At 58.6% G+C, this 14,867-nt stretch carries 12 protein-coding genes; 1 reads left to right on the forward strand and 11 read right to left on the reverse strand.

What is annotated here, in order from left to right; genetic code table 11:
* Window positions 1–417 precede the first annotated feature (417 nt).
* The 11 genes from L888_RS14875 to L888_RS14460 all read right to left on the reverse strand — a co-directional run bounded on the left by L888_RS14875 (window position 418) and on the right by L888_RS14460 (window position 13,698).
* A complete protein-coding gene (locus L888_RS14875; protein WP_005846135.1) occupies window positions 418–543 on the reverse strand; it encodes a hypothetical protein in 126 nt (41 codons plus the stop codon).
* 3 nt (window positions 544–546) lie between these two features.
* Complete coding sequence (locus L888_RS0107140; protein WP_027952397.1) at window positions 547–2,079, reverse strand: DUF4270 domain-containing protein; 1,533 nt, start codon at window positions 2,077–2,079, stop codon at window positions 547–549.
* 72 nt (window positions 2,080–2,151) lie between these two features.
* A complete protein-coding gene (locus tag L888_RS0107145) occupies window positions 2,152–2,964 on the reverse strand; it encodes a glycogen/starch synthase (RefSeq protein WP_027952398.1) in 813 nt (270 codons plus the stop codon).
* Between the two features lie 131 nt (window positions 2,965–3,095).
* A complete protein-coding gene (locus tag L888_RS0107150; RefSeq protein ID WP_005846140.1) occupies window positions 3,096–3,527 on the reverse strand; it encodes a biotin/lipoyl-containing protein in 432 nt (143 codons plus the stop codon).
* Window positions 3,528–3,532: 5 nt separating this feature from the next.
* Entirely contained in the window at window positions 3,533–3,682 is a 150-nt protein-coding gene (locus tag L888_RS14660) for a hypothetical protein (protein WP_169732671.1), read from the reverse strand.
* Between the two features lie 25 nt (window positions 3,683–3,707).
* Window positions 3,708–5,273 (reverse strand): acyl-CoA carboxylase subunit beta, encoded by a 1,566-nt coding sequence (locus L888_RS0107160; RefSeq protein WP_005846144.1) that lies wholly within the window; start codon window positions 5,271–5,273, stop codon window positions 3,708–3,710.
* A gap of 339 nt (window positions 5,274–5,612) precedes the next feature.
* Window positions 5,613–7,262, reverse strand: a complete 1,650-nt coding sequence (locus L888_RS0107165; RefSeq protein ID WP_005846147.1) for a fumarate hydratase — start codon at window positions 7,260–7,262, stop codon at window positions 5,613–5,615.
* Between the two features lie 38 nt (window positions 7,263–7,300).
* Entirely contained in the window at window positions 7,301–10,210 is a 2,910-nt protein-coding gene (locus tag L888_RS0107170; protein ID WP_027952399.1) for a M16 family metallopeptidase, read from the reverse strand.
* A 15-nt stretch (window positions 10,211–10,225) separates the two neighbouring features.
* Window positions 10,226–12,079, reverse strand: a complete 1,854-nt coding sequence (locus L888_RS0107175) for a DUF4954 family protein (RefSeq protein WP_005846152.1) — start codon at window positions 12,077–12,079, stop codon at window positions 10,226–10,228.
* A gap of 150 nt (window positions 12,080–12,229) precedes the next feature.
* Window positions 12,230–13,477, reverse strand: a complete 1,248-nt coding sequence (gene hflX, locus L888_RS0107180) for a GTPase HflX (RefSeq protein ID WP_027952400.1) — start codon at window positions 13,475–13,477, stop codon at window positions 12,230–12,232.
* A 71-nt stretch (window positions 13,478–13,548) separates the two neighbouring features.
* Window positions 13,549–13,698: a hypothetical protein gene (locus L888_RS14460; RefSeq protein ID WP_154648469.1), complete on the reverse strand. Its 150-nt coding sequence runs from the start codon at window positions 13,696–13,698 to the stop codon at window positions 13,549–13,551.
* 368 nt (window positions 13,699–14,066) lie between these two features.
* On the opposite strand from L888_RS14460, the gene nagB reads away from it, so the two are divergent.
* The gene (nagB, locus tag L888_RS0107190) at window positions 14,067–14,858 is read left to right on the forward strand and encodes a glucosamine-6-phosphate deaminase (protein WP_027952401.1); all 792 of its coding nucleotides are present in this window, start codon (window positions 14,067–14,069) and stop codon (window positions 14,856–14,858) included.
* Window positions 14,859–14,867: the final 9 nt, after the last annotated feature.

A 14,867-nucleotide genomic window follows, 5' to 3' on the forward strand; every position in this document is an offset into this window, starting at 1 on the left:
TTGTCGCGTCTCACGTAGGCGCGTGGATTGAAACAGTTGCGGGTGTTATGGACATCCTGACGGCCGAAGAGTCGCGTCTCACGTAGGCTAAATTCCAGTAAAGAAAGGATTGTACAGGCCAATTTTTAACCACCAACTTATATCATTCAGTGATGAGTTCTTTCGTGCAATATACTGCCAGCAGGGAATCCAGCAATTTCTTTCAATGGAGCCGTTACCCCACCTTCCATCAAAAAGCCGATTTAAAAATTTGTGTTGATAACGAATTTCGTAACTTGCCGCGACAATGTTTTTGTCGTTGTCCTGCCTCTTTGTCCTTTCTTTTGATCATGTGTCTTGGCGACAAGGGTGGTTTTTTCGCCATGACTTCCCAATCTCCGTTTGGGATTTTGGTTTCCAACGCTGCCTGTGGGGGAGCTAATCTTGGCTTTCCGGCTTGTTGGGCTTGCGCTTCACACGTGGTGCGTGCCGCTTGTTTTTGAGCCATGCAGCCTTGCGCGCCTCATAATCCTGCCGGTGGCGTTCCAGAAAGTTGTCGGCCATGGCTTACTTGAACTTGCTGTAAATGACGCTGATCTTGATGGGGCTGTTGGCGGCTGTACCCTTGACGAGGCGCGTGCTGGTGAGCGACATGTCGTTGGTGACCTTGGTGACCTTGGACGTTGTGGTGCCTGAACTGGACGATGCCTTGGTTGTGGTCAGCGTTACGGGCACGAGCACTACCTTGTTCCAGTCGGCCGACTTGCTGCCATTCTGATAGCTGTGGTACATGGTGGAAATCATGCCGGAGATGTTGTTGAACGTGTAGCTGTTGTTGTAGGACGGGGCGGTTCTGCTCTTCTTGTAGCTCCATGTGGCCACGTAAGAGTTCTTGTTGTTGTAGAGTTCGCCGTTCTCGAAGAAAGAATAAAGCGAATCCTTGGGAATCATGAGTATTGTCTGGGGCACGTCGAAAGCATAGTTGCTTGTCGTGGTGTTGTTGATGCGCTGCAGAGTCACCTTGGCAGAGGTGACGGTGTCTTTCTCATGGCCTTTCATGATCTCGGCCACGGGGAGCGTCATTTCGGTGAAGAGTCCGGCGGGTGTCTTCAGGTAGGTGCAGCTCTTGTCGGCCGCCAACTGGGATATGGTCTGCCGGTCGTTGGTGATAGTGGTGGTCTGCAGCACTTCTTCCGTGCCCCAGAACACGGTGATGCCATCGTATATGGTGTCGCGGTATTGTTTTACGGCCTTGCCGCCCACCGAGTCGGTGTAGGCCACCTGCCCCTTGTACTTGAAGTAGATGTTGAGCTGAGAGTTGTTGATATAGGCCATATTGCCCAACCCGCTGCGCTGCTTGAAGAAAAATCCCGGCACCACGTTATTGCGGAAAGTATAGGCATTCTTGAAGTAGGACGGGTGATCGTAATAGCTCTGCATGACGTAGGAGCCGTAGTTATTGTATTGACGGCCGTTCTTGTCAGTGTAGGCTTCGTTGAGTTTGATGTTGATGTAGGGGGTGTAGCCCACCGTGTCGCGTTTGTTCTTGGCCACGTTGTAGTCCACAAGATTGTACACCTTATCCTTGTGCAAGCCGTCCTTGCGCACGTAGCCATTGGTCATGGGGTCGAAGTTGCTGTAATAGTTGCGGTCTTCGTTCATGGCCTTGTCCATTTCGTAGGCCGTGATTTTCATGGTCTGCGTGGTGTCACCGTAGGACTTGGAATAGAAAAGGCGTATTTCGCAGGAGTCGACCTTGATGGTGCCCTTGCTTCCGAACACGCGGTTGCCCTGCGCATCGTAGGTGACAAGACTATCCAACGGGGGAAACTCATAGTTTTCCAGGCTGTTGAACTGGGCCATGAAGTCGCCGGTAATGTAGGCTCCGGTTTCCGGATCCCTCACTTTGCCCAGATAGCCTGTGGCGTTGCGGGAGAGCACAGAGTCGGCTACGATGGAGCGGGTTGCCACGTCGAATGTGTCGGTCTCGATGGATATGCCGTCGCTGGCCAGTGAGGAACCGATGCTCTCGGTCGTATCGTCGCAGGCCGTCATGGCAAGTGCGACGAGGGCTAATCCTGCAAAGTATTTTAATTTCATGTGTCGTTTGTCGTGGGTGAGGGAAGTGATTCGTGCGTGGAACGGCGTGGCATGGGGTGTTCAAGCCGCCGGCTACTCGCCTAAAATCTTTTCGTAGAGTGCTTGGTAGGCAGAGGCATTGTCTTCGCCGGGGTAGTCGAGTACGGGCAGACCTTTGCCGCGGGCATACTTCAGCAAGTCGGCATTCACATCCTGACTGGCTTCGACAACGGCATCGCTATAGTCGATGGCCATCTTGCCCAGTTCCATGAAGTCGAATTTCTCGGCGTAGGGCTTCAGCAACTCGGCCTTGGCATCGCGAAACTCCACGCAACGCTTGAAGTTGTCGCCAAGGTCGGTCTTGAACTGATGGTGGAAAAGTGAGGTCACCACCTTGGTATTGGCGAACGAAGGATCCTCATGGTAGGCGGTTTTGATGTACAGGGGGACGACGGCAGCCATCCATCCCTGGCACTGCACCACGTCGGGAGTCCAGCGCAGCTTCTTCACCGTTTCGAGCACGCCGCGTGCAAAGAAGATGGCACGCTCGCCATTGTCGGGATATTCAGCACCGGTCTCGTCTTCGGTCATGGCCTGACGATGCAGGAAATAGTCTTCGTTGTCGATGAAATAAACTTGAAGGCGCGACACGGGAATGCTTGCCACCTTGATGATGAGCGGGTGGTCGGTGTCGTCAATAATCAGGTTCATGCCCGAGAGACGGATGACTTCGTGCAACTGTCCGCGGCGTTCGTTGATGGCCCCCCACTTGGGCATGAAAGTGCGAATCTCGAATCCGCCGTCCTGTATCTTTTGGGGCAGGTTACATCCCATCAAGGACATTTCTGTCTCGGGCACATAGGGAGCAATCTCCTGATTGATGAATAAAACCTTCTTTTTGACCATGATGCACTTATCCTAAGTTAAAGTTATGGGTGCAAAGGTACGACTTTTCACTGAAAAAACGCCCGTTTTTGCATGAATTCACACAAAAACGGGCGTTTTAAAACTATTTGACTACTCCGGGGATGGCGGATTTACTCCACCACGAAGAGGGGTTCGTCTTCCATGACGCTCTGTCCCACCTTGACGCAGACGGCTGTCACCTTGCCGGCTTTCTCGGCTTCGATGTTGTTGGCCATCTTCATAGCCTCGAGCACGAGCACGGCATCGCCGGCCTGCACCTCGTCGCCCACGTTGACGTTGATGGCGGTGATGGTGCCGGGCAGCGGGGCTTTCACGGCGTTGGCGGTGTTGACATTGGCGGCTGCGGCGGGCTCGTCGTTGGATTCCTGCGCCACGGGCTTGCCCAGCACCGGCTTCTTCTTCTCGGGCTCTTCGGTCTTCTCAAGCCCCACCTCGAACTCCTTGCCGTTGACTTTCACGTTGGCCATGCGGCTCTCCTCGTTGATGTTGCCTATCTCGACCTGATATTCTTTCCCGTCGATGGTATATTTGAATGCTTTCATCTTGTTTATGGTTTTGCGGTGAATGAAAGGAACTTGGCGTCCCACATCGTCTGCTTGGGCTTGATGGTGATGATTCCCGGCTCCTTGTCGTGAACGTTATTGCCCTGATACTCGTAAAGGGCCAGGGCTATGGCTGCATATATGTTTTGATCCATAATACCAATATTTGTTCATCTTTGATTACATCGGCATGCAGCCGTGCTTCTTGGCCGGCAGATTTTGGCGCTTGTGGGCAAGCTGAGCCAGTGCGCGGCAGATGCGGAAGCGGGTGTTGCGCGGCTCGATCACATCGTCAATGTAGCCGAACTGGGCTGCCTGATAGGGATTGGCAAACTTCTCTGTGTACTCGTCCTCTTTCTCGGCGAGGAATGCTTTCACGTCGCCGCCCTCTTCTTTCACTTGCTTGGCCTCCTTGCCGCAGAGCACAGCAACGGCACCCGAGGCGCCCATCACGGCAATCTCGGCCGTGGGCCATGCAAAGTTCAGGTCGGCACGCAGCTGCTTGCAGCCCATCACGATGTGGCTGCCGCCGTAGCTCTTGCGCAGGTTGATGGTGATCTTGGGCACGGTGGCCTCACCGTAGGCGTAGAGCAGCTGGGCTCCGTGCAGAATCACGGCGTTGTATTCCTGGCCGGTGCCGGGCAGGAAACCGGGCACATCGACGAGGCTCACAATGGGAATGTTGAAAGCGTCGCAGAAGCGCACGAAGCGGGCGCCCTTGCGGCTGGCATTGGTATCGAGCACGCCGGCATAGGCAGAGGGCTGGTTGGCCACGATGCCCACGCTCTGGCCGTTGAAGCGGGCGAAGCCGGTGATGATGTTTTTGGCAAACTTGGGCTGCACCTCGAAGAACTCGCCGTTGTCGGTCACGGCCGTAATCACCTTGTACATGTCGTAGGCCTTGTTGGGGTCGTCGGGCAGGATGTCGTTCAGCAAGTCCTCCTTGCGGTCTATGGGGTCGGTGCATTCCACGCGCGGGGCCTCCTCGCTGTTGTTGGAGGGGATATAGCTCAGCAGCTTTTTCAGCATGTCCATGGCCTCCTCCTCGGTCTTGGCCGTGAAGCTGGTCACGCCGCTCTTGCTGGCGTGCACGCTGGCGCCGCCCAGATGCTCGGAGTCGATCTCCTCGCCGGTGACGGTCTTCACCACTTTCGGGCCGGTGAGGAACATGTAGCTCGTGCCCTCGGTCATGAGGATAAAGTCGGTGAGGGCGGGGGAGTAGACGGCACCACCGGCACACGGGCCCATGATGGCCGAGATCTGCGGGATGACGCCCGAGGCCAGGATGTTGCGCTCGAAGATTTCGCCATATCCGGCCAGGGCAGAGATGCCCTCCTGGATGCGGGCGCCGCCCGAGTCGTTCATGCAGATGACGGGAGCGCCGTTCTGCACGGCCATGTCCATCACCTTGCATATCTTCTGGGCCATGGTCTCCGAGAGCGAACCGCCGTTGACGGTGAAGTCCTGTGCATAGACGTAGACCAAGCGGCCGTCGACCGTTGCCGAACCGGCCACCACACCGTCGCCGAGGAACTGCTTCTTCTCCATACCGAAGTTGTGGCAGCGGTGGAGCTTGAACATGTCGTACTCCTCGAAGCTGTCCTTGTCTACAAGCATTTCGATGCGCTCGCGGGCCGTGTATTTGCCGCGGGCATGCTGCTTCTCGATGGCTTTCTCGCCACCGCCCAGCCGGGCTTGCTCACGCTTGGCAACGAGCTCCTTAATCTTCTCTGTTTGCTTACTCATAAATTTATTGGTTGTTTTTTGTGTTTACGCCATTGGCTCTTGGTGCGCAAAGTTACAAACAAAAATCGGAACGTGGAAATTATCCTCTTGAAAATAACGTTCTTAAACTTTCTGCTCCGTGCGGGTGTTTGGGACGCCTTGACGGGCGTGCGGGGCCGGCATGGAGGACGATTCCTACGTCGATGCCATGCAAGGAATGGCTGGGAGCTTTGCGGGGCTCCCGCAAGCGTCAAATGAATCGCTGGGAGGCTTTCGGAACTTCCCGAAAGCCTCAAATGAATTGCCGGGAGGCTTGCGGGAAGTTCCGAAAGGTTCAAAGGCGCGACCGCGCGCCCGGTCTTAGCAGCCGCAGCCTGTCCAGGGCTTCAGCTCCTTGAAGAAGTCGTGTCCCTTGTCGTCCACGAGGATGAAGGCGGGGAAGTCTTCCACCGTAATCTTCCAGATGGCTTCCATGCCGAGCTCGGGATATTCCACGCACTCGATGCTCTTGATGCTCGACTGCGAAAGCACGGCAGCCACGCCGCCGATGGTGCCCAGATAGAAACCGCCGTGTTTCTGGCAGGCATCGGTCACCACCTGCGTGCGGTTGCCCTTGGCAATCATCACCAGGCTGCCGCCGTGATCCTGGAACTCGTCTACGTAGGGGTCCATGCGGTTGGCCGTGGTCGGACCCATCGAGCCGCAGGGATAGCCCTCCGGGGTCTTGGCCGGGCCGGCGTAGAGCACGGGATAGTCCTTGAAATACTGGGGCAGGTCTTCGCCGGCGTCGAGGCGGGCCTTGAGCTTGGCGTGGGCAATGTCGCGGGCCACGATGATGGTGCCCTTGAGGCTCACGCGGGTCGAAACGGGATACTTCGTGAGCTCGGCCCGCACGGCATCCATGCCCTTGTCCAGGTCAATCTCTATGCCCTTGGCTCCCTCGCCCGGCCGGCGCAGCTCTTCGGGGATGAGTTCCGAGGGGTTGGTGTCCATCTTCTCTATCCAGATGCCGTCGCGGTTAATCTTGGCTTTGATGTTGCGGTCGGCCGAGCAGCTCACGCCCATGCCGATGGGGCAGCTGGCCCCGTGGCGTGGCAGCCGGATGACGCGGATGTCGTGGGCCAGATATTTGCCGCCGAACTGGGCGCCCAGCCCAATCTTGTGGGCCTCGGCGAGGAGCTTCTGCTCCAGGTCTGTGTCGCGGAAGGCGCGGCCGGTCTCGTCTCCGGTGGTGGGCAGGTTGTCGTAATACTTGATGCTGCCGAGCTTCACGGTGAGCAGATTCTTCTCGGCCGATGTGCCGCCGATGACAAAGCAGATGTGGTAGGGTGGGCAGGCGGCCGTGCCGAGGCTCTTCATCTTTTCCACGAGGAACGGCAGCAGCGTGCCCTCGTTCTGGATGGTGGCCTTGGTCATGGGGTAGAAGTAGGTCTTGTTGGCCGAGCCGCCGCCCTTGGCCACCATGACAAAGCGGTACTCCTCGCCCTCCGTGGCCTCGATGTCTATCTGGGCGGGCAGGTTGCAGCGGGTGTTCACCTCGTCGTACATGTTGAGCGGAGCATTCTGCGAATAGCGCAGGTTTTCCTCCGTGAAAGTGTTGAACACGCCGCGGCTCAGGGCTTCCTCGTCCTCGAAGTCGGTCCACACGCGCTGCCCTTTCTCGCCGTGGATGATGGCCGTGCCCGTGTCCTGGCAGAAAGGCAGCACGCCCTTGACGGCCGTCTCGGCATTGCGCAGGAACTGCAGGGCCACGTATTTGTCGTTCTCCGAGGCATCCTTGTCTTTCAGAATGGCGGCCACCTGCTCGTTGTGGGCGCGGCGCAGCATGAACTCACAGTCGTGGAAGGCCTGCTGGGCCAGCAGCGTGAGGGCTTCCTTGGAGACCTTGAGTATCTCCTTGCCCTCGAACTCGGCCGTACTGACGCCCTCTTTGCTCAGCAGCCGGTACTCCGTTTCGTCCTTGCCCGTCTGGAACATGGGCGCATACTTGAAATCTACTTTGTTAGCCATAATGATAATGCTTTTGATATAATAATAGGTGTTGTTGCTTAGTAGCCGAAGATTTCCCGGGTGGTGAGGCGGCGTATGGGGGCTATTTTCTCCAGACTCTTGATGTCCAGATTCTGCTCGTCGCCCAGAATGAGGTAGCGGAAAGGCTTGCCGGCAATGCGCTCGGCGGCAAACTTCACGAGGTCGTCGAGCTGCAGTGCGGGCAGACGGTCGTAGATGGTCTGGTTGATGTCGTAGTCGAGTCCGCGGTCCTGTGCCGTCATGTAGGCGTCGAGCACGTCGAAACGGGTGGTTCGGGCGGTGGCCAGCGACTTGAGCAGGCTCTGCTTGGCCAGGTCGAAGCCGGCCTGTCGGGCGGGCATGCTGTCGAGCAGGTGGTTGAACTCGTGGATGCAGTCCATCATCTTGTCGTTCTGCGTAATGATGTAAGTGTAGAAATCTTCCTTGTCTTTCCGTCGCCAAGGCTCGTTGTAGCGGGCTGCTGCCGAGTAGGCCAGGCCTCGGGCCTCGCGCAGTTCCTGAAACACGATGGCGTTCATGCCGCCGCCGAAGTATTCGTTGAACAGGGCGTTGACGGGAGCGTTGGCCGGTGTCCACGCTCTGTCCTCGTTGTGATACTGCATCATGTAGATGTTCTTGGCATCGTAGGGGGCCAGCCAAATCTCGTTCTTCGGCGTGGGCTGGGCCTGGTATTCCTGGCGTCCGGTCTCCAGCGTGCCCGCGGGCTTCCGGCTCGGGGCATGCTTCTGCACGAGGGCCAGCACGTCGGCCTGGCTGGAGGGGCCGTAGTACATGACGGTTTTCTGCGGTAGGCTGTAGAGCGTTTTCAGCGCTTGCAACAGCTGGTTGCCCGTGGTTTTCTTCATGGCCTGTGCGCTCATGCGGTTGCGCGTGGGGTTGAAAGCACCGTATGTGCCGTAGTTGCGCAGGGCGTTGAAGTTGGCTCTCTGGTTGGCCTTGCTGTCCTCGCGCGACTTCCGTATCAGCTCCACCACGGTCTGATAGTCGCGGCTGCCCATCCGGGCATGCTCGATGAGGCCGGCCATGAGCGCGAGGGCTTGCGGCATGTTCTCGTCGAGCCCGCTGAGTGCGAGACGGGTGTGGTTGGCCGACACATGCACGTTGAAGTCGCACGCCAACTTGTAAAAGGCGCGCTTGATGTCGTTGGCACTCTGCCTGTCCGTGCCGGCATAGTCGATGAGGGTCTGTGCCATGCCGAGCACCTGCGATTTTTCGTTGCCCACGGGGTAGTCGAACTCCAGGCGGAAGAGCCCGTCTTCGGTGTTCTGCTTGTAGAGCATGTGCGACTGAGGCGTGGGATGGCTCACGTCCAGGTCCGTCTTGAAGTCGACGAAGCGGGGTTGGATGGGTGCGGCCTTGCTGTCCAGCACTTCGCGGAGGAACTCGCTCTGCTTGTCGTTGTTCGTAGGAATGGGCGTAATGGCGGGCTTCTCTATCTTGTGTATGGTGGTGTCGTTGCCCTGACGTTTGTAGACGGCCACGTAGCCGTCGGTGAGGAAGCGGTTGGCGAAGTCCACAATCTGCCGCTTGGTCATCTTCGCAATGCGGTCGAGGGCATGCACCTGGTCGGCCCACGGCTGCTCGTTGATGAAGGCATCTACAAACTTGGAGGCGCGCGACTTGTTGCTTTGCAGCGACTTGTAGTAGTCGAGTTTCAGGTTGCTCACCACGGCCGGCAGCAGGTCGTCGGCAAAGCGGCCCTGTTTGAGCTTGGCAATCTCTTGTAGCAGCAGGTCTTTCACGACTTCGAGGCTCTGGCCGTCCTTGGGCACGGCCTGGAGCAGGAACAGCCCGTAGTCGTGCATTCCCTCGTAGTAGGCGCCTGCTCCCTGCACCCGCATGGGCAGGTTCAGGTTCACGTCGAAGAGTCCGGCCTTGCCGTTGGCCAGCATGTCGGCGATGACACGCAGCGTGTCGGCCTGGGCGCTGGCGGCCTCTTCAGTCCGCCAGCCTATCAGCAGGTTCTCGGCTTCCAGCCCCACCACGGTGGTGTCCATGGGCGCAACGGGCGTGGCCATAGGGGCGTACTCCGGGCGCGAGAGGGTGGAACTCTGCTTCCAGTCGCCGAAATACTTGTCGATAATGGCCATCACCCGGTCGGGGTCGAAGTCGCCGGCCATGCAGATGGCCACGTTGTTGGGCACGTAATAGCGGTTGAAATAGTTCTTGATGTTGAGGATGGAGGGGTTCTTCAGATGTTCCTGCGTGCCGATCGTGGTCTGCGTGCCGTAGGGATGGGTGGGGAACAGCTTCTTGCTGAGGGCCACCCAGGCCTTTTGCCCGTCGTTGCTCAGTCCGATGTTGAACTCCTCGTAGACGGCCTCCAGCTCCGTGTGGAACCCTCGCACCACCATGTTCTTGAAGCGGTCGCTCTGGATGCGCGCCCAGTTCTCGATCTCATTGGCGGGAATGTCCTCCACGTAGCAGGTCACGTCGTTGCTCGTATAGGCGTTGCTGCCCTCCGATCCGATGGCGGCCATGAGCTTGTCGTACTCGTTGGGGATGTTGTATTGGGCGGCCAGCTGCGAGATGGAATCTATCTCGTGGTAGGCCTGTTTGCGGGCTGCGGGCTCCTTGAGCAGCCGGTAGGCCTCGAAGCGGTTCTGGATGGAGTCGAGCAGGGGAGCCTCGGCCGCCGTGTTGCTGGAGCCGAAATGGGTGGTGCCCTTGAACATCAAATGCTCCAGATAGTGGGCCAGGCCGGTGGTCTCGGCGGGGTCGTTGCGCGAGCCGGTGCGCACGGCGATGTAGGTTTGCAGCCGGGGTTTCTCCTTGTTCACGGAGAGATAGACCCTGAGACCGTTGCCGAGGGTGTAGAGGCGGGCCTGCATGGGGTCGCCCTTCACGGTGTCGTAATGGAAGCCCTGGCCCTGCGCGGCGGTGGCGAGCAGCAGGGCGGCAGCGGCGATAATGGTTTTAAGTGTCATGATGTGATGGTTGTTTTAGTCCTCAAAATCGGTTTCGTGGTCGAGGCTGTTCACAAAATTGTCGAGCACCTCCCGCTCCACGTCGCCCATGCGATACTCTTTTTCGGCGTCCTTGCGTATCTCGGCTATCCATGTGCGGCGTGCCGACACGTAGTCGGCCTTGATGCGTTGGGTGGCTTCGGGGGTGAGGCGGTCGAGCCCGTAGTAGTCGAGGATGAGCCGGTGAGTCCATGCCCACTGGTATTCGCGGTAGTGCGCGTTGATGTCTTCAAAGCGGCTCGTGATGCCGTCAATGCTGTCGAGCGTGCCGTTCTTGATGTCGTCGATGAGCCGTTGCTCCTCCGAGGCGGGCATGAGCAGCCCCGAGAGGTCGTTCCAGTCGCCCAGTCCCACCGTCGTTTCGGGGGCGCAGAGCTCCGGGTCGCGCTTTCGCACGCGTTTGAGCACGGCCCCCATGTAGATGCGCAGGGCGATGTCGTAGTACTTGATGCCCTTTTTCAGCGACGAGGCATTGATGACATACTCGTGGAAATTGTAGCTCGACACGTCCTCGCCCGAGGCATCGCGCAGGTCTTCGAGTATCTTCTTGCCCTTGATGATCTCGCCCACGGAGAACGGAGAGAGCCAGTCGAAGTTGACGATGCTCTTCTGCGAGCCCTGCGGGCGCACGTCGCGCTTGGGCCATTTGCGGATGTCACGGTAGAGGCCCACGGTGGTGATGTTGCGTCCCGGCGAGAGATACATCGTGTCGCCGTAGGCAATGAGGTAGGAGAAGGGCAGGTTGCGCGTGTCGGGGTGGTGCATCAGCTTGCCGAAGCACACGCTGAATGTGCCGATGTTGGCCGGCATGAGCAGATAGGCGCCGCTGGCCGTCTTGGTGCCGCGCTCCAGTATTCCCCAGTGCATGGGCCCCATCTTGTAGGCGTGGTTGGAGAAGTTGGTGGCCGAACCGGCGTTGTAGAAGCTGAACATGCCGCCGATGAGCAGCGAGCTCTTGTGGTGGCTGGCAGTGAACGGGCCGCAGAAAGCGGCACAGGCCTCGCCGTTGCTCATGTAGCTGTTGGCAAAGAACACGCTGGCCGAGGCCGTGAAGCCGTTGCTGATTTGGCAGGCCTCGCCCACGAAGCAGTCCTGCATCTTCACCGAATTGATGATGCTCGAGCCGTCGCTGATGATGGAATTTTCGCAGATGACACCCGTGCCCACATACACGTTGGCGTTGGGCGAGGAGAGGATGGTGGTGTCGCTGAGGCGCGCCGCGCCGTTGATTTCGCAGTCGTCGCAGATGACCGAGTTGGTAATCTCCTTGGTGTTCACAATCTTCACTCGGTCGCCGATGGTGCCCCGTTCGGGCGTGCAGGCCGCTATCTCCTCGCGGATGAGGCGGCGGATGGGGTCGCGGAGGTCGCGGTCGCGGAAGTGTTTCACCATGAAGGCGGCGAACTGGCTGTTCAGATGGCGGAAGAGGATGAGATTGCCGTCGCCCACCTCGTTGAGCACGGAGATGAGGTTGCCCTCGCCGTAGGTGGCGCCCTCGGTGGTTTCCAGCGTCGAAATGTTGGAGATGTAGCAGTCGTCGCCGATGGTGTAGTTGTTGATGTAGTTGCCGATGTTCTCGATGAGGCAGTTGTCGCCCACGGTCACGTTGCGCAGCGTGGCGTTGTTGATGCCCGAATGCTTGTAGAAATCCTTGCTCACCTCCACGTTGCGCTCGAACACGCCGATGTTCACCTCGCCGTAAAGCATCACTCGGTGCATGTAGTTGGGCAGGAAATCCTCGGCCACATTGATGTTGTTCCAGTCCTCGGCCCAGCAGTTGCGGTCTTCGAGGACCATGATTTCGTTGTCGGTCAGCTTGCGGTATTGCATGATGAATGGGGCCTCTGCAAGCCCCTCCGAGGGAGGGGCCGTCTCCGGCCACGGTTGTAAATGGTTGCTATTTGTAGTTCATGGTTTCCCAGGCACGGTGCGGCCCCGCCGCATGGCCCTCCCTATCCCATGGGAGGGGCAAGGAGGAGGCTAATCTTCCACCGGGTAGAGGAATTCGTTGTAGGGATATTTCTGCACGTGCAGCTCGCGCACACGGCGGTAGAGCGTGTTGCGGAACTCGTCCACGTTGTCCTTTTGCTTGGCCGAGATAAAGAGGCAGTTGTCCTCGAGCCGGGCCATCCACGTGCGTCTCAGCTCGTCGAGCGTCACGTTTTCGCGGGTCTCGGGCGTGAGGTCGTCGGGCTCCTTGTCCACCCATCGGTATTTGTCGGTCTTGTTGAAGACCATCATGGTGGGCTTCTCGGCGCAGTCCAGCTCTTTCAGCGTCTGGTTCACCACCTCGATTTGCTCCTCGAAGTCGGGGTGCGAAATGTCGACCACGTGGAGCAGCAGGTCGGCCTCGCGCACCTCGTCGAGCGTGGATTTGAACGAGTCGACCAGGTCGGTGGGCAGCTTGCGGATGAAGCCCACGGTGTCGGCCAGCAGGAACGGCAGGTTCTCCACCACCACCTTGCGCACCGTGGTGTCGAGCGTGGCAAAGAGTTTGTCCTCGGCAAACACCTCGCTCTTGGCCATCAGGTTCATGATGGTGGACTTGCCCACGTTGGTATAGCCCACGAGAGCCACGCGGATGAGCCGTCCGCGGTTCTTGCGCTGGGTGGTCTTCTGCCGGTCTATCTCCACGAGCCGCTGCTTCAGCAGGGTGATGCGCTGGAGGATGATGCGGCGATCCATCTCCAGCTGGGTCTCGCCCGGGCCGCGCAGGCCCACGGAACCCTTGCCGCCACCCGATCCCGAGCCGCCGCCCTGGCGTTCCAGGTGGGTCCAGAGCCGCTGCAAGCGGGGCAGCATGTAGCGGTATTGGGCCAGCTCCACCTGCGTCTTGGCGTTGGCCGTCTGGGCCCGCATGGCGAAAATGTCGAGGATGAGCGACGTGCGGTCGAGTATTTTCACCTGCAAGGCGTTCTCTATGTTGCGCATTTGCTTGGCCGAAAGCTCGTCGTCGAAGATGACCATGCCCACCTCGCGCTCGTTCTCCTCCTCGTCTTTGATGTATTGCCGGATTTCCTCGAGCTTGCCCTTGCCCACGTAGGTCACGGCGCTGGGCCCGCCCACGCGCTGTGTGAACCGCCTCACGGTGACGGCGCCGGCCGTGTCGGCCAGGAATTCCAGCTCGTCCAGATATTCTTTTGTCTTGGCCTCGTCCTGTCCGGGGGTGATGAGTCCCACGAGGACGGCGGTCTCGGCCTTGACTTCAGAGATTACAAATTCCTTCATTTCTGAGATGGTTATATAGGTGCAAAGGTACAGAAAAGATGGGACAATCGGCTCCGGCCGCCCACTTTTTTTCACGCATCGGGCAAATCCGGCGTTTCTTTTTCGTAAACGTTTGCGTAGTTTTTCGGGAAAAAGAAAGGCCCGTTTTTGACTTCAATCAATTTAATCCCTAACTTTGCATCATCAAAACAACGCAGCATTCCATAGATTTCTAAAATCATAACTACATAAAAAACAAATTGCTGAAACATTCAAGAAGTAGAAAACGCCTGGACGTGACGTCCGGGCGTTTTCGCGTTTAAGAGCCCGTGCAGGCGCCGCCGGCCGGCCGGAGTGGGGCGGGGACCGGGCAGCCGTTTTTCGATGGGGTCGTAACGGCTTGAGCTTTACGGTGTAACGGCCGCGCGATTACACCGTTTTCGCGCGGCCGTTGCGGCGCAATCGCGCGGCGTTTGCGGCGTTGTCGCAGGGCCTTGGCGGCGTGCCGGCAGGGAGACCGCCGGGCCGCGGGGCCAATTTGGCGGGCTGCGGCTTGGGAGATTCGCCGTTTTTTGCTAAATTTGCAAGCATCATTAACGCTAAAAACATCATGAGACTCATCATCGAATCCAATTATGACAGCCTCTCGCAGTGGGCTGCCGAGCATGTGATCACCCGTATCAACCGTTTCCGCCCCACGGCCGAACGCCCCTTTGTGCTGGGTCTGCCCACGGGCAGCTCGCCCGAGGGCATGTATGCCGCCCTGGTGAAGGCCCACCGTGAGGGCCGCGTGAGCTTCGCCCACGTGGTGACTTTCAACATGGACGAGTACGTGGGACTGGCCGAGAGCCACCCCGAAAGCTACCACAGCTTCATGGCACGCAACCTCTTCGACCACATCGACATCGCCCCCGAGAACGTCCACATCCTCAACGGCAACGCTCCCGACCCGGAGGCCGAGTGCGCCCGCTACGAGCGGCTTATGGCCGAGGCAGGGGGCATAGACCTCTTCATCGGCGGCATTGGGCCCGACGGTCACATCGCCTTCAACGAGCCTTTCTCGTCGCTGGGCAGCCGCACCCGCGTGAAAACGCTCACCACCGACACCATCATTGCCAACAGCCGATTCTTCGGGGGCGACGTGAACAAGGTGCCCCGGCGCGCGCTCACCGTGGGTGTGGGCACGGTGATGGATGCCCGTGAAGTGATGATTCTGGTCAACGGCCACCACAAGGCGCGCGCCCTGCAGGCCGCCGTCGAGGGCCCCGTGACCCAGGCTTGGACCATCTCGGCCCTGCAACAGCATCGCCACGGCATCATCGTGGCCGACGAGGCAGCCTGCGACGAGCTGAAGGTGGGTACCTACCGCTATTTCAAGGACATAGAGAAAGAAAACCTGTAACCCGCTGAA

It is taken from the genome of Hallella seregens ATCC 51272, from assembly GCF_000518545.1.
Lineage (GTDB): Bacteria > Bacteroidota > Bacteroidia > Bacteroidales > Bacteroidaceae > Prevotella > Prevotella seregens.